This is a genomic window from Hymenobacter coccineus, assembly GCF_001816125.1.
Lineage (GTDB): Bacteria > Bacteroidota > Bacteroidia > Cytophagales > Hymenobacteraceae > Hymenobacter > Hymenobacter coccineus.
Window position 1 is genome coordinate 1 of record NZ_MDZA01000407.1, and the last position, 20,522, is coordinate 20,522.

At 60.8% G+C, this 20,522-nt stretch carries 12 protein-coding genes; 6 read left to right on the top strand and 6 right to left on the bottom strand.

Translation table 11 applies throughout. The features are described 5' to 3' along the window. Positions 1–368: 368 nt before the first annotated feature. The 6 genes from BEN49_RS18605 (at position 369) to BEN49_RS28330 (ending at position 9,823) form a co-directional block, all read left to right on the top strand. Complete coding sequence (locus BEN49_RS18605) at positions 369–968, top strand: RNA polymerase sigma-70 factor (RefSeq protein ID WP_070745946.1); 600 nt, start codon at positions 369–371, stop codon at positions 966–968. A gap of 124 nt (positions 969–1,092) precedes the next feature. After that, positions 1,093–2,136, top strand: coding sequence for a FecR domain-containing protein (locus tag BEN49_RS18610; protein ID WP_070745947.1), 1,044 nt, complete (start codon positions 1,093–1,095; stop codon positions 2,134–2,136). A 204-nt stretch (positions 2,137–2,340) separates the two neighbouring features. Next, entirely contained in the window at positions 2,341–5,553 is a 3,213-nt protein-coding gene (locus BEN49_RS18615; RefSeq protein WP_239692004.1) for a SusC/RagA family TonB-linked outer membrane protein, read from the top strand. Between the two features lie 23 nt (positions 5,554–5,576). Further along, positions 5,577–7,283 carry a RagB/SusD family nutrient uptake outer membrane protein gene (locus BEN49_RS18620; RefSeq protein ID WP_070745948.1) on the top strand — a complete coding sequence of 569 codons (1,707 nt, stop codon included), beginning with the start codon at positions 5,577–5,579 and terminating at the stop codon, positions 7,281–7,283. Between the two features lie 545 nt (positions 7,284–7,828). Then, positions 7,829–9,292, top strand: a complete 1,464-nt coding sequence (locus BEN49_RS18625; RefSeq protein ID WP_239692005.1) for a DUF4394 domain-containing protein — start codon at positions 7,829–7,831, stop codon at positions 9,290–9,292. 366 nt (positions 9,293–9,658) lie between these two features. After that, positions 9,659–9,823 carry a hypothetical protein gene (locus tag BEN49_RS28330; RefSeq protein ID WP_158023007.1) on the top strand — a complete coding sequence of 55 codons (165 nt, stop codon included), beginning with the start codon at positions 9,659–9,661 and terminating at the stop codon, positions 9,821–9,823. Between the two features lie 50 nt (positions 9,824–9,873). Here the strand turns inward: BEN49_RS28330 and BEN49_RS18630 are convergent, their stop codons facing one another. From BEN49_RS18630 to BEN49_RS18655, 6 genes are all read right to left on the bottom strand, one after another. Then, the gene (locus BEN49_RS18630) at positions 9,874–11,496 is read right to left on the bottom strand and encodes a glycoside hydrolase family 32 protein (protein ID WP_070745950.1); all 1,623 of its coding nucleotides are present in this window, start codon (positions 11,494–11,496) and stop codon (positions 9,874–9,876) included. 21 nt (positions 11,497–11,517) lie between these two features. Further along, a complete protein-coding gene (locus BEN49_RS18635) occupies positions 11,518–13,062 on the bottom strand; it encodes a glycoside hydrolase family 32 protein (protein WP_070745951.1) in 1,545 nt (514 codons plus the stop codon). A 38-nt stretch (positions 13,063–13,100) separates the two neighbouring features. After that, the gene (locus BEN49_RS18640; protein WP_070745952.1) at positions 13,101–14,006 is read right to left on the bottom strand and encodes a carbohydrate kinase family protein; all 906 of its coding nucleotides are present in this window, start codon (positions 14,004–14,006) and stop codon (positions 13,101–13,103) included. A 55-nt stretch (positions 14,007–14,061) separates the two neighbouring features. Further along, positions 14,062–15,378, bottom strand: coding sequence for a sugar porter family MFS transporter (locus BEN49_RS18645; RefSeq protein WP_070745953.1), 1,317 nt, complete (start codon positions 15,376–15,378; stop codon positions 14,062–14,064). A gap of 132 nt (positions 15,379–15,510) precedes the next feature. Then, positions 15,511–17,235 (bottom strand): RagB/SusD family nutrient uptake outer membrane protein, encoded by a 1,725-nt coding sequence (locus BEN49_RS18650; RefSeq protein WP_070745954.1) that lies wholly within the window; start codon positions 17,233–17,235, stop codon positions 15,511–15,513. Between the two features lie 23 nt (positions 17,236–17,258). Next, positions 17,259–20,429 carry a SusC/RagA family TonB-linked outer membrane protein gene (locus BEN49_RS18655; RefSeq protein ID WP_083326238.1) on the bottom strand — a complete coding sequence of 1,057 codons (3,171 nt, stop codon included), beginning with the start codon at positions 20,427–20,429 and terminating at the stop codon, positions 17,259–17,261. Between the last annotated feature and the right edge of the window lie 93 nt (positions 20,430–20,522).

Consider the following 20,522-nt stretch of genomic DNA (forward strand, 5'->3'; position numbering starts at 1 on the left):
ACTACGAGCGACTCAGCGTCAGCTTGCAGCAACTCCATTTCGTCGTCTTCGCCTGCATCATGCTCGCCCGACACGCCGCAAGTTCATAACAGGCTCTAGGCCGGGGGCTTTTTTCTTTTGGCAGAAACTGGGACCGCTTACATTTAACGGCCATCCGGCTACTTATCAACGGCTGCTTTGCGAAGGAGCCGTGCTGCGCAGTGGGGGCCCCAGGCCCACCGAAGCCCCGGCGCTTGCTTTGGGTACGGCTGCCCCATCCCACCCGGCGGGTTGCTGGCCCCCCAGTATTAGCCCCATCACTATTTCATTATAGATTAGTAGATTTACAGTGCTGTTTATTTGAGTATCTCCCTGTATTACTTGCCTTAGTGAGCGCCCCACTTCCCCGCTTTTATACCTCCTGGACCGATGCGGCCCTAGTGGAAGCGTTGGCCCTGGACAATCGGGGGGCCTTTGCCGAGCTATATGAGCGGTACTGGCACCGGGTATTTGCCCTGGCCTACCGCAAGCTGAAATCGCGGGAGGCGGCCGAGGAAGTGGTGCAAGAATTGTTTGCGGCCCTTTGGCTCAGGCGGGCGCAGCAAACCATTGACCAACTGGACCACTACCTGTTGGCCGCCATCAACCACCGCGTGATTGGCTACATCCGCGCCCACCGGGTGCGTACCCTCTACGCCGACTACTGCCAGAACCTGGCAAACGAGGCGACGTACGAAACCGAGGAAACGCTGGCTTTCAGCGACTTGTCCACGGCTTTTCGGCGGGGTGTGGCCCTGCTGCCCGCCAAGTCGCGGGAAGTATTCCAATTGAGCCGCCTGGAGCACCAATCGGTGGCGGAAATAGCTACCCGGCTGAACGTGACGCCCAAAGCCGTTGAATACCACCTCACAAAGTCGCTGAAGCTCCTGCGCACGCATTTGCGGGAATTCCTGGTTGCGCTGCTGCCTCTCCTGGTTTTTATTCGCTAAAAAGTGGTCCAGCGCCAGGGAATGCGCTGTTTGAAGTAGTCGCTCGAAAAAAGTTTACGCGCTTTTTAGGGGTGGGTCCGGGGCAAGCGTCTTCCTCTTACACGCCCGCCCCGGGCCACTGCTTATGACGGAAGCTGCATTTGAAGAATTGCTCCAGCGCTACCTCGACGGCACCAGCCGGCCAGGCGAGCGGGAACTGGTGGAGCAGTGGAGCGACCAGCTGGGGGCCCCTGAGGGCTTGGTGCTGCCCGCGGCCGACCGGGAGCAGGTGCGGGCGGCCATGTGGCGCCAGATTGAACACCAGACGCAGACTGCTGCGGCTGCCCCCACCGCTACCAGCCGCGTGGTACAGCCCCCGGCTTCCTTCTGGCGGCCGCCGGTGGTGCGCCGCTGGGCCGCCGCGGCGCTGCTGCTGATCGGGGGGGCCCTGGCCGTGCTGCTCCCGCACAAGTGGCCGCCGGCGGCCAGTGCCCCCGCCGCCACCTGGGTACAGCACCGCAACGCCGGCCAGCAAGTTCAGCTCTTTACCCTCGCCGACCACAGCCGCATTGCGCTCTCGCCGGGCAGCAGCTTCCGGTACAGGGCCGGCCTGGCCGGCCCGCGCCGGGAGGTCAGGCTGAAGGGCGAGGCCTTTTTCCAGGTAGCCAAAGATCCAGCCCGGCCGTTTCTGGTTTATACCGACCAGCTGGTGACGACGGTGCTGGGCACCAGCTTCCGGGTGAAAGCCTATGCGGGCCGCGACAACGAAGTAACCGTGCAAGAGGGCCGGGTATCGGTTCAGCGGCGCCAGGGGGCCGATTTGAGCGCCACCCCGGCGCAGGCGACCACCCAGGGCATCGTACTGCTGCCAAATCAGCAAACGGTTTATTCGCCTTTGGCAGCGCAGCCACTGCTCAAGAGCCTGGTTGCAAACCCCGCCGTGCTGGCCCCGCGCGTATTCACGTTCGAAAAGCAGCCCGTTGCCAAGGTATTGCAAGCGCTGGAGCAAGCCTACGGCGTCGAAATTCTCTACGACCAGCGCAAGCTTGCCAACTGCACTGTCACAGTCACTTTCTACCAAGAGTCGCTCTACGAGAAGCTCGACGTGCTCAGCACAGCCCTCGGGGCCAGCTACTCCACTATTGATAACGCCCGCATTAGGTTCAGGAGCAACGGCTGCGCGCCATAAGCCGCGGCCATAGCCTGCGGGAGCGGCGCGCACCCTGGCTCCTGTTATTTCCCGCGTGCGGCCACTGCGGCACCGAAGCAGCGCCACCTACTCCCGCAGCAAGCACGGTACAACTCTTATTCACTTCCATTTTTTCCACGCAATCGTTTTCCGCGTATGAAAACTCCCCTACCATTTTCAAGGCGTTTTGGCTACCCCCTGCGGGTGCTCGCGCTTCAATCGGCCCTGGTGCTGCCGCTAACGGCCACGGCCGTTTCCTTGCCGGCAACGGTGCAACAAGGGGTGCTGGGGCGCCGCGTTACACTCCGTGCAGATGCGCAAACCATTGAATCGGTACTGCGGGACCTGGGCAAGCAGCTGGCGGTGCACTTCGTTTACAGCCCCCAGCTCATTGGCTCGGACCGGCAGGTGACGCTGCGCGTGACGGACCAGCCTTTGGCGCAGGTGCTGGACGAGTTGCTGGCCCCGCGCAAGGCTCAGTTTGAGGTGCGCAAGGGCCGCGTGATTCTCAGCCAGGTGGGCCCCAGCGCGGCCGCCAACGTGCCCGTAGCCGGCCGGGTAACGCAAGCCCAAGGCGAAGCCCTGCCCGGCGTAACCGTGGTGGTGAAGGGCACCACGCAGGGCACCACTACCGATAGCGAAGGCAACTTCTCGCTGACGGTGCCGGAGGGCAGCGTGTTGCAGTTCAGCTTCATTGGTTTCAACCCCCAGGAAGTAACGGTGCGGGAGGCAACCACTGCGCTTGCCATTTCCATGCAGGAGAATAGCCAATCGCTCGACAATGTCATTGTTGTCGGCTATGGCAGCCTCGACAAGAAAGAGGTAACCAGCGCCATCACCCACATCGACAGCCGGGAGTTGCTGACGGTTGGCGCCATCAACCCGCTGACGGCGCTGCAAGGCAAGGTGGCGGGCCTTACCATCGCGAACGGCTCGGCGGCCGACCCAAACTCGCAGCCCAGCATTCAGCTGCGGGGTGTGTCGTCGCGCAGTGCCGGGCTGGGGCCCCTGATCGTCATCAATGGCGTGCCGGGGGGCAACCTGGAAAACATCAACCAGAACGACATCGCATCCATCGATGTGCTGAAAGGCGGCGCGGCCTCCGCCATTTACGGCACGCGCGGCAGCAACGGCGTGATTGTGGTGACCACGAAGAAAGGCACGAAGGAAACCCAACTCGATTACAGCACCTACGCGACGCTTGACTACGCGACGCTGCAACCCAAAGTGCTGTCCGCCGAGGATTTTTTGGCTCAGAAGCGTGGCACGGATTTCGGCGTGCAAACGAACTGGCTCAAGGAAATTTCCCGCAGTTACGCTTTTGCGCAGAAGCACACCCTCACCGCGTCGGGCGGTTCGGAGAACAGTAATTACCGCGCTACGTTCGACTACCGTAACGCCAACGGCATCGACTTGCGCTCGGGCCGGCAGGAATACGGGGCCCGCATTTCGCTGAACCACACGGCGCCCAGCAAGCTCTACTCCATCGGCCTCAACTTTGCGCCCCGCTACATCAACGCCCGCAACGCCGACTACGCCAGCTTCGAGCAGGCCCTCACCCTGAACCCCACCATCCCGGTGCGGGACCCCAGCAACCCGACCCTCTATTACAACATCCGAACCGGCTTCGATGGTCCGTTCAACCCCGCCGAGCGCCTGCAAACGGAGCTGAACGGCACGGAGGGCAAAATCCTGAACTTTGACGCCAATTTCAAGGTGAACATCCTGCCCTCGCTCACCACGCAGGTGACGTACGGGCAGTTTACCAGCGACTACTTCGACTTTGCTTTCCGTCCTTCCACCTCCACGTTTGCCCTGCAAAACGAAGGGGGCATGAACTCGGCCAGCCGCAACTACAACCGCAGCGACCAGCGCAGCCTGGAGTGGATTGGCAACTACGCGCTCAACAAGAACGACCACTCCTTGCAGGTACTGGGGGGGTACTCGTACCAGTATTTTGTATCGGAGGGCAACGCCATCTACAACCGCAATTTTCCGTCCGACGCCTTCACCTACAACAACATCGGCACCGGGCTCTACGGGCAGGTGGCCGGGCGCACCGACGGCAGCAGCTACAAAAACGATTCCCGGCTGATTGCCTTTTTTGGGCGCGTCAACTACTCCTTCAAGGACCGCTACCTGCTCTCGGCCAGCTTGCGGCGCGAAGGCTCGTCGAAGTTTGGCACCGACAACAAATGGGGCAATTTTCCGGCCGTGTCCGTGGGCTGGCGCATCAGCCAGGAAGCCTTCATGGCCAACCAGCAGTGGATCAATGACCTGAAGCTGCGGGCCGACTACGGCGTGACCGGCAACCAGGATTTCGGCAATTACCTGTCCCAGAATCTCTACGGTGGCTTCGGCTACTACCTGCTCAACGGCTCGTATTATCAAGTGTACGGGCCCACCCAAAACCTCAACCAGGACCTGCGCTGGGAGGAAGCCCAGAGCTTGAACATCGGGTTGGATTTTGCCTTGTTCAACAGCAAGCTTACCGGTAGCATCAACTACTACTCGCGCCGCAACAAAGACCTGCTCGGCAACTACGCCGTGCCCATTCCGCCCAATACGCAGGGCAGCACCTTTGCTAACGTTGGCACCCTGGACAACTCGGGCGTGGAAGTGCAGTTAAATGCGCCCATTATCAGCAAGCCCAACTTTCAGTACGCCATTTCCTTTGCCGGGGCTACCAACGGCAACAACTTCGTTTCCTTTTCCAACGATACCTACCAGGGCCAGACGTTCATCGACGTGGTGGGCCTGCCTTCACCGGGCTCGCCCGGCAACGCGCAGCGCATCCAGGAAGGGCAGCGCATCGGCACGTTCTACATGCTGAAGTCGGCCGGCGTCGACGACCAGGGCCGTTTGCTGGTGTACGCCAAGGATGGTACCACCGTCGTAGGCAACCAGGCTACCCTGGCCGACCGGCAAGTGGTGGGCAACGGCCTGCCCAAGTACACGCTCAGCCTAGGCAACACGTTTACTTACAAGAACTTTGACGCCGCCGTTTTCATTCGCAGCGTGCTCGGATTCGACGTATTCAACACCCGGGCCTTTTACCTGGGCACGCCCGCTACGCAGTCCGAAGCCAATGTGCTGACCTCGGCTTACGACGACAGCAAATACGCCAAGCTCACCAACACTGCCACCGCCAACGTGCTCTCGGATTACTTCCTGGAAAAGGGCAACTTCGTGAAGCTCGACAACGTGAGCCTGGGCTACACCGTCAAATTTGCCTCGAAGTACGCCCGCTCGCTACGGCTGTACGCGGCGGCCAAAAATGTGCTGACGGTGACGAGCTACACCGGCGGCGATCCCGATACCCTACCCATCAATGGGCTGTACCCGGGCATCAACGGCAACCGCCAGTACTACCCTTCTACCACGCAGGTCATGTTCGGCCTTCAGTTGGGCCTGTAATCCTATTATATTCCTCCGTAGCCATGACTTATTTTAAAACATCCGCCCGCCTCTCGCTGGCCCTGGTGCTGGTTGGGTTGGGCAGCTGCACCAACCTGGACGAAAAGCTCTACGACCGCATCACGCCCGACAACTTTTTGCGCACCAAGGACGACGTGTACCGCGACTTCCTGCGCACCTTCGAGCACGGCTACAACACGGTGCAAGACGCCCCTTTCCAGCTCCAGGAGCTAGGCGCCGACCAGCTCATGACCCCCAACCGCGAGGGCGACTGGTTCGACGGCGGGCAGTACGCCCGGGCCCATTACCACACCTGGACGGTGCAGGAGGGCTACATCAACGCAACGTGGAATTTGATGTACCAAGGCATTACCTTGGATACCAACTCTTTGGAGGACATCCAGGCAATTGATCCGGCCCAGTTCAACATGACGGTGGCCGAGCAAAACCAGCTAATTGCCGAGTTACGCGTCATGCGGGCCTGGTACTACGTGCGCTTGCTCGACCTGTTCCGCAACGTTCAGATTATTACCAAGGTAAAGGGGGAAGTGAAGGGCCCTGACCAGTCGACGCCCCAGGAAACGTTTGCCTTCATCGAGAAGGAGCTGAAAGAGTCCCTGCCGCTGCTGCTGGCCAAGGGCGACCCGGGTACGGAACAGTTCCAGGGGCGCTGGACCAAGGCGGGCGCGGCCACGCTGCTGGCCCGCCTCTACCTAAACGCCAACGTTTACGTCGGGCAAGACCACTACCCCGACTGCGCCGCGCTGTGCCAGGACATCGTCAGCGGCAAGTATGGCCCCTACGCCGTCGAGAGCCGTTGGGACGCGCCCTTCGACTGGAACAACGACCAATCGTCGGAAACCATTTTCGCCTTTCCTGGCTCGTTTGGCCGCTCGCACTGGCAATACGAAGGCGGCATGTACTTCTGGATGCTGCCGCCCAACGTGCCCGTCAACTACTTAGGGTTCACGGATTTCGGCGGCGGCAATTCGCGCTATGCCCTACAACCGGGCCGCGACGTTGACAACAACGTGTACAGCTTTACGGACGGCAAGCCGTTTATTAAGTTTCAGAAGTACGCCGATGATGTGCGCCTGAAAACGTACAAAAACCTGGGCAACAGCACCCGCGAAGGCATGTTTTTGCAAGGCTACCTGATAAACCTCAACGGCCGCGACACCATCAAAAGCACCCGTGGCTACAACCTGTACCTGCGCGACCAAGTGGGTCTGTTCAAGTACACCAAACCGGGCCAGGTGCTGGCCAACAAAACGTCGGACATGAACAACGCCGACTCGAACTCGGGTATTCCACTGGTAAAATACCCGTTCTACCCTTCTTCCGACCCGAACAAGATTGAGGCGGACTACGCGGAGGTGCGCCTGGCCGAAGTGGTCTACATGCTGGCCGAGTGCAAGTTCCGGGCGGGCGACCGGGCAACCGCCGCGCAGCTACTGAACACGGTGCGCCGCCGGAACTACCCAACGGGCTCGCCGAGCCTCTACGCCACTGGTGGAGCAACTCTGACCGAACAGGAGCTCTTGGATGAGTGGGGGCGCGAATTCATCGGCGAAGGCCGCCGGCGCATTGACCTCATCCGCTTCGGCCGCTACAACAGCGGCGTTTGGTGGGATAAAAAGGCCGATACCGACGACCACACCAAGATTTTCCCCATTCCGCTGAACGCGCTGAACACCTCGCCGCAGCTCAAGCAAAACCCGGGCTACTAGGGCCCCTGCTGTGCCCGGGGCGGGGGCCCCTACTGCCCCACCCCGCTCCCGGCGCTCCCTCAACCACCGCCCCCAAAATGCCCGGCCGAAGCGCCGGCATTTTGGGGGGCGTGGCGTTGTGGGCCCTGGGGGCCCTGCACGTTTTCAGTGGCGGTGGCGCGGCCGGTGGGGGCCCCTTTGCGCAGGGCGACGAATTCTCTTGGCCAGGCTGGTGCGGGGCTTCCGGCAAGGCTGGGGCCCCGGCGGCCCGCAACCAAGGGAAGCGCAGCAGCAAACCGTCGGGCCAAGGAAACCCCGGCCATCCAGGGCCCCCACTTGGACAGGAGCGCTTGGCTACGGGGGCCCCAGCCACTGCATGGGCAATCAGGGAAAATCAAGTTTTAATCTAATTTTAATCCTTGTATTTCAGCTCTTTACAAGCAAAATAGGGGTCATCCAATCTGAACAGTAAAGGGTGTCGTAGAGGAAGTTTATTCACCAAACATTCATCTTGCATGAGATATTCTTCTTTCCGTAGCGTTGGTTCGCTTTCATTGCTAATGGGCATGGCTGGCTTGTTTACCGCTTGCCAGGACGATGTTGACACGGTTGCCGTCAACAAAATCGATTTGGCCTTCCAGGCCCTTTCCGACAACAACCAGCTGTTGCAATTCAATGCCAACAACGTGGCCACGGCCCCGGCGGCCGTTACCATTACCGGGCTGCAGGCCAACGAGCGCATCCTGAGCGTGGACTACCGGCCGGCCACTGGCCAGCTCTACGGCCTGGGCAGCACCAGCCGCCTGTACGTCATCAACCCCACCACCGGCGTAGCCCGCGCGATAGGTGCGGGGGCCTTCTCGCCAGCCATTAATGGCACCTCGGCCACCATCGACTTCAACCCCACCGTGGACCGCCTGCGCCTGGTGACCAACACAGGCCAAAACCTGCGCCTGAACCCGGAAACCGGCGGCGTGGCGGCCACCGATGGCAGCATCAACGGCGTGACGGGGGCTACCGTTTCGGCCGTGGCCTACACCAATTCGGTGTCGGGCGCCAGCACCACGACGCTCTTCGACATCGACCCGACCACCGATAAGCTCTACCGCCAAGACCCGCCCAACGACGGCACCCTAGTAGCCATCGGCGATTTGGGCGTGAACGCGACGGGCGTGGCCGGCTTCGATGTTTCGGCCGTGGACAACAACGCCTTCGCCGCCCTGACCGTGGACAACCGCGCCGGGCTGTACAAAATTGACCTGGCTACGGGCAGCGCCACGCGCTACGACAACTTCCCGACCGGCACGAACATCATCGGGGTAGCCATTCCGACGCAGGCCGTGGCCTACGGCGTCGATGCCGACAACAACTTCGTGGCCTTCAACCCCACCGCCCCCCAAACGCAGGTGGCCAAGCCCCTGACCGGCTTGCAAAACGGGGAGCGCATCGTGGGCCTGGATATGCGGCCCCTCAACGGGCAGCTCTACGGCCTGGGCAGCACCAACCGCCTCTACACTATTAACTTGTCGTCTGGGGCCGCCGCCGCCGTGGGCACGGGCACCCTGCCGCTGACCGGCACCAGCTTCGGCTTCGACTTCAATCCCACCGTGGACCGCATCCGCATCGTGAGTGATACCGGCGTGAACCTGCGCGTGAACCCGGCCGATGGAGTAGCCATCGTGGACGGCACCCTGAACCCCGGCACGCCCAGCGTGACGGCCGCCGCTTACACCAACAGCTTCGCGGGCGCCACCTCCACCGTGCTGTACGCCATTGACTCTAACGCAGACCAGCTCTACCGGCAAGACCCGCCAAATGCGGGCACCCTGGTGGCGCTTGGGCCCCTGGGCGTGAACACCACCGGCGTCAATGGCTTTGACATTGGCGGCACCAGCGGCACCGGGTTTGCCGTGCTGACCGTGGGCACCACCGCCAGCATGTACACCATCAACCTGACCACGGGCGCCGCCGCCAAGGGCGCCGACCTGCCCCGACCGTTACAAGCCATGGCCGTGGGCCTGGGTTTCTAAGCTCCCTTGTTTCCGGCACGGGGCCCCGCCCTACCTGAAAAGTAAGTAGCTCACACCGATAAAAAAAGCTCCTCGCAATGAGGAGCTTTTTTTTGTTCGGGGCCCCTGGCAACGGCTGCCCAGGGGCCCCACTGATGAGGCGGATTGGGGCCCTGGCAGCGGAAAGCTGGGTGGGCCATTAGGGTCAGTCGGGCCACTAATTACGGAGCAGGTGTATGGTCCCGGGGGGTCATGTCATAAATGGGGGTTCTGACTCTTGTGCAAGTTCGTGGAACAAGTACTTCCTGGCAGCGCCCGCACCACCCCGGCCATTCGCCGCCCCATCCAGGCCAGTTCGAAATTGCCCCTACGCCCTGCCGGAAGCCATTGCGCACCGAAGGCGGCAGGCAGTACCTCTTCGTGGCCATCGACTGCACCAGCAAGCTGGCCTTTGCCGAGTTGCACCGGGAAGCCACCGCCGTGCAGCGCCTCTTGCCTGCTACTGGCAGTTGGCGCTGCTGCAACTGCCCCCAAAAAGCAGTAGCTGCCTAGCCAATTGGCCAGGCAGCTACAAAAAGTCAGACTAAGCCCGCTTTGGTTGGCTAGTTGGATGTAGTAACCGTCAAGTTTTTGAAAGTCGCCGTAGCGTTATCGGCGAAGAGGCCCCAGGAGCTTTGCGGCGCGCGGTACACGCGGCACGTAAGGGCCGCGGTGTTGTTGAGGTACACCACGACGACCGAATTTTCCTCCACAATAGTCACCGTATAATCCGTATTGGGGCTCATTTTGAAGGGTACATCGACCGTGGTTGAACTGACGGTAACATTGCGGCGGTCAGTCTTGTCGAGGCTGAAGCGGTTCTGCGACGGGATGAAGCGCAGGCTGTAAAAGCCGTTGTAATTGTCGCAGGCCCCCAGCATAAAGCCAAAATCCTTATCGGCGCTGGCGTAGTTAACAGTGGTGCTCACCTTGAAATGTGTAGCCTGGATGGGGTCAAAAACCACGCTATTGAGGAAGGTGGGCGTTGAGGCCAGCGTGTAGGTATTGTTGGCTCCGCTGGTGACGTCGCCGGCCTGGGCGTTCTTCACCAAGGGAACCGCCTTGGCTTCCAGGTTGGCCTGGAGCGTGTGCGGAATGGTCACGGCCAGGTCGCCATTGGCTTGCTGGTAGAGCTTATGCACCACCAGGTTGCCGCCAAACATACGGTTGCCGGTGTCGGAGTTGCCGTCCTGCCGATTTACCCAGGCCATCAAGTAGTTATCATTAAACTTGTCGGTGATAAACTTGGCCGCGTAGAAGCCGTTGCCATCAAGGCGCGCGGTGCCGCTGGGGGCGCTCCAGGGGCCGTTGAGCGAGCTGCTCTTGCGATAGAAAACCTGTTGGCTGCCCTGGTCCGAAAACAGGAGATAATACAGACTACCGAGCTTGAAAACGCTGGGGCACTCCATGTTGAAGAAATTATCCGCCCCCCCATCGTAGAGTACGCCTTGGTAGTTCCAGCTGAGTAAGTCAGCCGAAGTGTACTTGGCTATTATCCCCTTAAAATTGCCGCCGCCCACATCTTTCCGGGCCGCCACCAGCATCAGGTACTGGTTGCTGGGCGCGTCGAAGTACACATAGGGGTCGCGGAAGTTATCGTTGAAATCGTACCCCTGGTTCGAGGGCGCGTAGATGGTGGCGAAGCTGGCCTGCTTGGTAAACTTCTGGCCGGGGCCCGTGGCCGTAGCCAGCAATATGCCTTGTTTCTGGTTGGTGCAGCCCGCGGCATTGGGGTTGTCGCCGGTGTAAAAAAAGTAATAGGTACCGTTGCGCTGCACCACGCTGCCCGTGCCAATGGCAAAATCCTGGGCGCAGGTCGCCGAATTGCTGCTCAATACTTCGCCGGCCGCAGTTTGCGTGTAGTTAACGAAGTCATTGGTGGTGAATGCATTGACCGGGTGGTGCTGCCGGGTGGCATCATTCCAAATGTCGCGCAGGTAGTAGATGTACGAGGTGTTGGAAGCCGCATCGTAGTACGGCATCACGTCGCCCACGCCCGCGCCGCCGTTGCCGAGCGGGTAAATAGAATAGTTGGTACCCTCAGCCGGCGCGGCGCAGGTGAAGGCCGTGAGGGGCTTGGTCGCGTCGGCTACCTCCAGCGTGGCGCCGTTGTCCTTCTTACAAGCGCTCAAAAAGAGCAAGGCGATGCCCGCCGCGCCCAGCGCGGAATTGAAAACAGTCTTCATAAAAAGTTGGGTGGGAATGAGTTACCGTTGCCCAACTACCGGCGCTTTGCTGGCAGGCTTCGACAGTAGGGGGGTATTGCTGATTTCCTGAAACGTAGTGCCCGGCGCTGAGCGCAACTTAATGGAGGTCAGCGGCTTGTTGGCAAAGAAGATATCGGTCATTGCCGTCAGGCCGTTGTCGGCAAACAGCTCGACCGAAGCGGCATCGAAATACAGCGTCAGCTCGGTGCCGGCCGCCGTGCTCAGGCGCGGGGCCGTGGCGCGGCCCGCAAACTTGGGGCTGAAACTGACCTGCCCGGCCTTACTGCGGTCAATGAAGTACTGGTTGGCGGGCTTGTCGTAGCCCAGCACCAGCTCCTCGCCAGCCGCGTTGGCCAGTACCAGCTCGAAGCTGCCCAGCTGCGCAGTTTTCAGGGTGAGCTTATGCGTAGCGGTGGTGCTTTTGAGGCGGGCCGTGAGGTCGAGGGAGCCTTTCACAGCCACGTTTCGCAGGGTAGTAGCCTGACTGCCCAGGCGGTTCAGTTCGGGGGCGGGCTGCGAGGTGAGGTAGATTTCGCGGCCTTCCTGGCGCAGGCCCAGCTCGCGCGGGATAGTCATGGCGCTGCGCCAGGGCGAGGTGGGCACTTGGTTGGCGTAGTCCCAGTTGCTCATCCAACCCAAAAACAGCCGGCGGTTGCCGGTGTTGGCCCAGGTTACGCCGGCGTACTCGTCGGGGCCGTAATCGGCCCACTTCGTCTGGTCGTTGAGCGGGGTAAACCTGTGGCCATCAAACTGGCCCACAAAGTATTGCGTGGCTGAGCCGCCGTTGGGCCCGCCAGGGTTCAGGTTGACCAAGAGCACCCAGTACGTCTTGCCGCTGAGCGTGAGCGGAAATAAGTCGGGGCACTCCCACACGCCGCCGTGCGCGCCCAGCTTCTGCCCAAACTCGCTTTCCTTGGTCCAGTCCTTGAGGTTCGGCGACGAGTAGAAGGTAATGCGGTCGAGCGTTGCCAGCGTCATCACCCACGTCTTGATTTCCTCATTCCAGCTCACTTTCGGGTCGCGGAAGTCCTTGATGCCCGGGTTTTTCAACACCGGGTTGCCCCCGTATTTCTTCCAGGTTTTGCCCGCGTCGAGGCTGTAGGCCAGGCTCTGGTTCTGGAAAGTGCTGGTACCGGCCTTTTCGCCTTTGGGGTCGTGGTGGGTGAAGATAGCTACCAGCGCCTCTTTGCCGAAGCCGGCCGTGTTGTTCTTATCAACCACGGCTGAGCCCGAGAAGATATAGCCCAGGCTATCCGGAGCCAGCGCAATGGGCTGCTCTTGCCAGCTCACCATATCGGGGCTGGTGGCGTGGCCCCAGTGCATAGGCCCCCAGGTCATACCATCCGGATAATACTGAAAAAACAGGTGGTAGGTGCCTTGATAATACACCATGCCGTTAGGGTCGTTCATCCAGTGCGCGGCCGGGGTGAAGTGGTAGGCCGGGCGGTACTGGGGCGTGGCGGGGGGCGGGGCCGTTGGGGCCGTTTGGGCAAGCACTGCCGTGGTGAGCAGCGAGCAGCCAAGCAGCGCGAGTAGCTTTTTCATAGACACTAACAAAGGGTGGGAAAGGGAAGACACAGTGGCTAAGCAGTTTGCAGCTTGAGCAGCTGGGTTACATCAGCAGCCGTAAGCACTGGGGTGGCGCCCTGGTGCGTAGCTACCAGCGCCCCGGCCGCGCAGGCGAAGCGCAGCATGGCCGCCGGCTCATTGCCCGCCAGCCAGCCCGTGAGCAGCGCCGCCAAAAAGGCATCGCCGCTGCCGATGGTGTCGCTCACCTCAACCGACAGGCCGGGGGCCCGGTAAAGCTGGCCGCCGGTGTAGAGCATCGCCCCGTCGGCCCCGCAGGTAACGCACACGGCCTGCAACTGGTAGCGCTCGGCCAGCCAGCGCATGGCGCCAGAGCGGTCTTCCCGGTCCGCCACTGGGCCGTAGCCTAACCATTCCATCAGCTCGACCAGCTCGTGATGGTTCATCTTCACCAGGTGCGCCTTGCTCAGCAGGTACTTGGTTATTTCCTTAGTGTAGTGCGGTGGGCGCAGGTTCACGTCGAACACCCGAAAGCGGGCGTTTTCGAGCAAGCGGTAGAGGGTTTCGCGGCTGCCCGTCTGGCGGGCTACCAGGCTGCCGTATACCAGCACATCGGCCTGGGCTACAAGCTCGGCCAGGTCGGGCTCGTACTGGATGTAGTCCCAGGCCACGGGCTGCACTATTTTGTACACCACCTCGTTGGCATCGTCCACGTTGGCTTTTACGATGCCCGTAAGGTGGGTATGGCCCCGCTGCACGTGGGCCGTGCTTAGACCTTTCGACTCGATAAAAGCCAGCAGCTCGCGGCCTAGCTCATCGTCGCCCACGCGGCTGATGAGCTGCACGGGCTGCCCCAGCTGGTGCAGGTGCACGGCCACGTTGAAGGGGGCACCGCCCGGCTGCTGGCCGGTCGGCAGAATGTCCCACAATACTTCGCCAAAGCAAATAACAGACTTATTCATAGTGAATTAGGTAATTAGACGATGGTACGCAAGTTCAAAAAAACGGGGCCGCCTGCTAGTGCAGCACGAGCACCTTATCGGCGTCTTCCAGGCTTTTGCCCTTCGTTTCGGGCATTAGTTTCCACACGTACAGCAGCTGGAGCACCATCATGGCGCAAAAGAAGGCAAACGTATTGCCGCCCCCCAGCTTTTCGGTTAGTACCGGAAATACGAACGTGATGGCGGCCGCCAGCACCCAGTGGGTCGAGCTACCCAGCGCCTGGCCCTTGGCCCGCACGGCACTCGGAAAAATCTCGGAGATGAATACCCAGATGACCGCCCCCTGCGAAAACGCAAAAAATGCGATGTACATAAACAGTAGCACAGGCACGAGCATGCCCCGCTGCTGGCTATAAAAGGCCCAGGACACCAGCCCCAGCGTGGCGATGAGCCCCACCGAGCCCACCAGCATTAGCTTACGCCGACCAAACTTGTCGATGATATTGACTGCCAGCAGGGTAAAGCAAAAATTGACCAGCCCAATGCCAGCCGACGATAGCAGCGCCGCGCCCTGGCCCAGGCCCGTGAGCTCAAAAATGCGCGGGGCGTAGTAGATAATGGCGTTGATGCCTGCCAGCTGGTTGAACGCCGCAAAAAGCACCGCCAGCAGTACCGGCCGCCGGTACTGCGGGGCCCAAAGCGACTCGCCGGGGCCCTGCTCGGCCGCGTTAGCTATTAGGATAGTGGCCACGTTGGCCTCGGCGGTGGCCGGGTCGATGCGCTCAAAAATGGCACGGGCCTCGGCCGTGCGGCCGTGGCGTAACAGCCAGCGCGGACTTTCGGGAATGCGGAACAGCAATAGGAAAAACGCGATGGCCGGCACGGCCTGCACCCCCAGCATCCAGCGCCAGGCGTCGGGGCCAATGCCTTTGAGCAGGAAGTTGGACAGGTAAGCCAGCAGGATGCCGAACACTACGTTGAATTGAAACATGCCCACCATGCGCCCCCGCGAGGCGGGCGGCGACACCTCCGAGATGTAGAGCGGGGCCGTGACGGACGAGGCCCCTACTCCCAATCCACCCAGGAAGCGGAACACCATGAACGGCACCCACGCCGGTGACAGGGCCGCCCCCACCGCCGACACCAGGTAGAGCACCGCAATCCAGGTGAGGGTGGTGCGCCGGCCCAGCGCATCGGAGGGGATACTACCAAAAATGGCACCTAACACCGTGCCAATCAATGCGATGGACATCGTCAGGCCGTGCTCCCAGGAACTGAGGTGCCAGATTTGCTGAATGGCCTTTTCGGCCCCCGAAATCACGGCCGTGTCGAAGCCGAACAGCAGGCCACCCAGTGCTACCACCACCGACCAGAATAAGACATTTTTATTCATGATAACAAAGAAGATGTTGATTAATAAGCACTAAGCTATAAGCCAGCCAGGCTTCGCGCGCTGCGCTGTGGCCCACCACTGGCCCACCCTTTAGCGCCCGCTGCGCAGCGCCGAAGCCTGACGGCTAGGTGCTTACCACCCCTGGTTTTGCTTGTACAGCCCCTGACTGAAGTTGATTTGGTTGAGCGGAATGGGCATGTACTCGTCGCGGCCAGCCGTGAATTTGGCCGTGGACAGGTATTGGCGCAGGTTCTTTTCTTTGTCGAAGTAGGCATTTAGGTACGGGGCGGCGATGCCCCAGCGCACCAGGTCGAAAAAGCGGCAGCCTTCCATCGCAAACTCCATCCGGCGCTCGAAGCGCAGGGCTTCGCGGGCGTAGGATTGCGAGAACCCCGCGGTAGGGTAAAGCCCAATTTTGTAGTTGGAAGTAGGCGCGCCGCTGGCCGTTTTGAGCAGGCCAGTGCTGTTTTGGGCGCGCTGGCGAATCTGGTTCATGAGCGGCAGCGCCTCCGACGAGCGGTTCAGCTCAATGAGGGCCTCAGCCTTCCAAAGCAGCACGTCGGCGTAGCGGATGATGGCCCAGTTCTTCGAGCTGCTCATGAAGGGCGGCGTTTTCTGGAAGCTCGGGTCGGTGGGCAGCACGCTCTCCTTCATCGAGAGGTTGTAGCCGTACACCCCCGGCACTCGCACCCACGAGTTGTCGAACACGAACGTAGGATTGTACTTAAATGGGTGCCCAACCACCGCCACCGTGTGGTCAACGCGCGGGTCCACGGTGGTGCTGAGGAAATCAGCAGCCGTCACGAGGTCGCCCGACGTGTTGAAGTCGGTGAAGCGGGGCAGGCCGCTGGCATCCGTTTTGAAGGCGTTAATCAGGTTTTGGCTGGGCTGGTGAAACGAGCAGCAGCCGTAGTCGGGGTTCATGGGGTAGTTCAGCTCGTTGCCCCGGTCGGTGCGGCCCTTCGGCGTGCCATCGTTGCGCGAGAACTGGATGGCGAATACCGACTCCACGCCGTTGTCGCCCGCCGTGAGGAAGTTGGTGGCATAGTCGTTGTGCAGTGCATACTTACCCGAGCTGATAACGGCATCGCACAGCGAGTTCACCTCCGCCAGCTTAGCCGCGTCGATGCCCGTCACAGCGTTGTTATCGTTCTGGGTGTAAGCTTGGTAAAGCACCGATTTGGCTAGGTAGGCCTGGGCGGCTGACTTGTTGGCGCGGCCGATTTCGGGTTGGGTATCGGGTAGGTTAGCCACCGCAAAGCGAAAATCATCGGCCACCTTGCTCCAGAGCGCATCGTTGGTCAGCGCCACGTTCGAGATAGTCGGGTACTGGTCGGTAGGCAGGGTTTCGTCGATGTAGGGCACGTGCTTGAACATCTCCTTGAGCAAGAAGTAGAAATGCCCGCGTAGGAAGCGCACCTCGCCCTGGCGCACGGCCTTATTGGGCATGGCCGCCACGTCGATGGCGTTGAGGCGGCGTAGCGCGTCGTTGGCCCGCGAGATGCTCAGGTACATGCGGTACCAGAACTCGTCGGTGTTGCTGATATCGACGCGGTTGAAGACGAAGGTTTCGTAGAAGTGAAACGCATCCACGTCGGCCGTGCCGCCGCCGCCCTTGTAGGCATCGCCACCGCGCACATTGCCATAGGGCCACATGGAGGTGTAGGGCACGTAGTAAATGTCGTTGCCCAGCTGCGAGTAGGCGGCAATTACTTGTTTTTCAATATTTTCCGTCGTATTGAGCTGCGCGTCGTCGAGCGCGCCAGTCGGGTTCACGTTGAGAAAGCTTTTGTCGTTGCAGCTCACAGTAAGGGTGAGCAGCGAGAAAGCCAGCAGGCCGGTTTGGAAAAATTTCATGGGAAGTAGCGCTAGCGTATCAATTAAAACGAGACGTTGAGGCCGGTAGTGAACACGTGCGGAACCGGATACTGGTAGTTGGTCACCTCGGGGTCGGGGCCGGTAAAGTGCTTGCTCTTGACGGTGAACAGGTTCTGACCCTGCACGTAGATGCGCACGTTTTGCAGCCGGATTTTGCTCACCAAGGCGGTCGGCAGGTTGTAGCCCAGCTGGAAGTTGCGCAGCTTCAGGTAAGAAGCATTCTCGACGAAGTAGGTCGAGGAGCGGCCTTCGTTGTTGGAGTTGACGAGGGTTGGGGCCGGAATGGAAGAGCCCGTGTTGGTGGGCGACCAGGCATCAAGCAGGCGCTGCCCCCAATTTTCGCCCGAGGCCAGCGACGAGAAATCGGTGCGGAATTTTGCGTTGTTGTAGGCATAAAGCCCCTGCACGCCCTGCAGAAACACCTGCACGTCAAATCCTTTCCACGACGCGCCCAGGTTGAGGCCGTAGTTGAAATCCGGGATGGCCTCCGAAATCCAGGTCTGGTCGAAGTTGTCAATTTTGCCGTCGCCGTTCAGGTCCCTATAGCGGATGCGGCCGGGGGCCGCGCCCACCTGGGTGGGGCCCCCGCTCACTTCGGCAGCCGTCTGGTACAGCCCGTCGGCCACGTAGCCATATATGGCATTGATGGAATGGCCGAGGCGCGTCACGTCCTGGCCGTTGCCGCCGTAGGCGTTAATGACCTCGGCGGGCAGGTAGGTGAGCTTGTTGCGATACGTTGAAAGGTTGCCGGTAACGTTGAAGGTCAAGCCATTAGCCAGCGTGTTCTGGTAGCCCAGCAGAAATTCCAAGCCCGAGTTTTTGATGGACGCGCCGTTCACGAACTTGTCGCCCCCCTCGCCCACCACGCCCAGGAAGGGCAGGTTTACGAGGATGTCGCTGCTGTTCTTGACGAAGTAGTCGACCGAGCCGGTCACCTTGTTGCCCAAAAACCCAAAGTCAACCCCGACGTTGATCTGGGTGGTGGTTTCCCACTTCAGGTTGGGGTTGGCCTGCTGCACCCGGCGGTAGCCCGAGAGCAGGTTGGTGTCGTTGCCGTAGATGTCGTAGGCCGTGCCGATGTCGTAGGCAAAGTTGGGGTCGAGCGTACCCAGGCTCGACTGGTAGATGGCCCGCGAGGCGTAGCTGGCAATGTCCTGGTTGCCGGTCTGTCCCCAGCCGGCGCGCAGCTTCAGGTCGGAAATAAACGCCACGTTATTCTTCAGGAAGTTCTCCTCGCTGAGACGCCAGCCGCCCGACACCGCCGGGAAGATACCGAACTGGTTATCAGCTCCGAAGCGCGACGAGCCGTCGCGGCGCACCGTGCCCGAAAGCAGGTAGCGGTCCTTAAACGCGTAGTTGACCTTGGCAAAATAGGAGGCTAGCCGGTAGGAGTTAGCCGAGCCGCCGTTGTCCTTGTTGGCCGAGCCGGCGTCAAGCACGATGTAGTTGGGGTCCTGGCTGGCGAAGTTGGTGCGCGAGGCGTAGAAAGCCTCCTGGTTGTAGCTGATACGCTCATTGCCCACCAACACGCTCAGCGTGTGGTTGCCGCCGCCCAGGCTCAGGTCGTAGTTAAGGGTGTTCTGCCACACCCAGTTGCCAAAGGTGCTTTGGTTGTTGGTAACCCGATTGTTGGCGTTGGAGAGGTAGCCGGCCGTGAAGGTTTTATACAGCTCGTTGTACTTATAGAGCGAGTAATCAATGCCGAAGCTGGTGCGCAAGTGCAGCCCCTTGATAATTTCGGCATCGGCAAACCCGTTGCCAAAGAGGCGGTACAGGTCCGAGCGGTTCTGCTGGTTGTCGGTGAGCAGGCGCACGGGGTTGTCGCGGTCGCCAATGCCGTTGACCGGGCCGCCCCAGCCTACGCCGTCCACGGTGCGCACGGGCACGATGTTGAGCAGCTGGCTGCTGCGGTCACGTATCAGGTTCAGGTCGTACTGCGCTTCCTGCAACTTGCTCACCGTCATGTTCTGGCCTATCTTGAGGTGGTCGCCCAGCAGCGAGTAGTCCGAGTTGAGGCGGCCCGTCCAGCGGTCGGCGCCCGTGAACTTCAGCGTGCCCGAGTTCTTGTAGTAGTTCAGCGAAAACAGGACGCCGCCGTGCTCGCCGCCGTTGCTCACGTTCACGTTGTATTGCTGCACAACGGCCGTCTGCTGGGTTTCCTTAAACCAATCAGTATCGGCCGTGCGCTGCGTTTTGGCCGCATCCAGAAACTCCGGTACCGCCACGTTGTCGAGCACCGGCTGCCCGTTGGGGCCCTGGTGCGACTGAAAGCTGTAGAACGGGATGTTGGGCGTCGTACCATCGTTTATCGCCGCCTGCCAGTAGATGCGGCCGTAGTCGTTGGTATTGAGCATCTTGATGTGCGGCCCCGGCGTTTGGGCTGACAAGAAGGTGGAAACATCCACCCGCGTCACGCCCTTTTTAGCCTTGCGCGTCGTGATGATAATCACGCCGTTGCCGGCCCGCGACCCGTAGATGCTGGCCGCCGAGGCATCCTTCAGCACCTGAATGCTCTCGATATCGTTCTGGTTGAGCTGGTTGATACCCGTCTTGGTCGGAATGCCGTCAATCACGTAGAGCGGGTCGTTGTTGCCCAGCGTGCCAAAGCCCCGGATGCGCACCGCCGCGTTGGCGCCGCTCGGCGAGCCATCGGTGGTAACCTGCACGCCCGGCACCCGCCCTTGCAGGTTGTTGACCACGTTGTTCGAGGTCATGCCCTTCACTTCGTCCGTCTTCACTACCGACACCGCGCCCGTCAGGTCGGCGCGCTTCTGGGTTTGGTAGCCGGTCACCACCACCTCGCTCAGGTCCTGGGTGGTGGGCTTGAGCTGCACGGTAATGGTGGTGTGGCCCGCCACAGCTACCTCCTGGGGCGCGTAGCCCACCGATGAGAGTACGAGCGTGGCCGTGGAGGAAGCAGTGAGGGTAAACTTGCCGTCCGCGTCGGTGGAGGTGCCGTTGGTAGTACCTTTTACCACGACCGTTACGCCGGGCAGGCTAGCCCCTTTTTCGTCGTTTACCTGGCCCGTAATGGTAATGTCAGCCAGCACGCCGGCCGGGTTTTTTGGCAGGGCTGCTAGGGCGGTGGTAGGGAGCGCGGCCAGTGCCAGCGGCGCGGTGGCTAGTAGCGTGGGCAGGCAAAGCCGCCGCGCCAGGAGTACGCTTTTACGCATAAGTGCCTAAGAAAAATGGGTGGGGAAAAAGAGTGCGTCTGTACCGGCCAGGGCATCCATCTGTCTTGCTTAGATTCGCTTGCCGGGCTGGTA

Excerpts from the sequence above, each read along its gene's own strand:
- BEN49_RS18610 (WP_070745947.1), top strand. The coding sequence starts at position 1,093 with ATGACGGAAGCTGCATTTGAAGAATTGCTCCAGCGCTACCTCGACGGC.
- BEN49_RS18620 (WP_070745948.1), top strand. The coding sequence starts at position 5,577 with ATGACTTATTTTAAAACATCCGCCCGCCTCTCGCTGGCCCTGGTGCTG.
- BEN49_RS18625 (WP_239692005.1), top strand. The coding sequence starts at position 7,829 with ATGGCTGGCTTGTTTACCGCTTGCCAGGACGATGTTGACACGGTTGCC.
- BEN49_RS18630 (WP_070745950.1), bottom strand. The coding sequence starts at position 11,496 with ATGAAGACTGTTTTCAATTCCGCGCTGGGCGCGGCGGGCATCGCCTTG.
- BEN49_RS18635 (WP_070745951.1), bottom strand. The coding sequence starts at position 13,062 with ATGAAAAAGCTACTCGCGCTGCTTGGCTGCTCGCTGCTCACCACGGCA.
- BEN49_RS18640 (WP_070745952.1), bottom strand. The coding sequence starts at position 14,006 with ATGAATAAGTCTGTTATTTGCTTTGGCGAAGTATTGTGGGACATTCTG.
- BEN49_RS18645 (WP_070745953.1), bottom strand. The coding sequence starts at position 15,378 with ATGAATAAAAATGTCTTATTCTGGTCGGTGGTGGTAGCACTGGGTGGC.
- BEN49_RS18650 (WP_070745954.1), bottom strand. The coding sequence starts at position 17,235 with ATGAAATTTTTCCAAACCGGCCTGCTGGCTTTCTCGCTGCTCACCCTT.
- BEN49_RS18655 (WP_083326238.1), bottom strand. The coding sequence starts at position 20,429 with ATGCGTAAAAGCGTACTCCTGGCGCGGCGGCTTTGCCTGCCCACGCTA.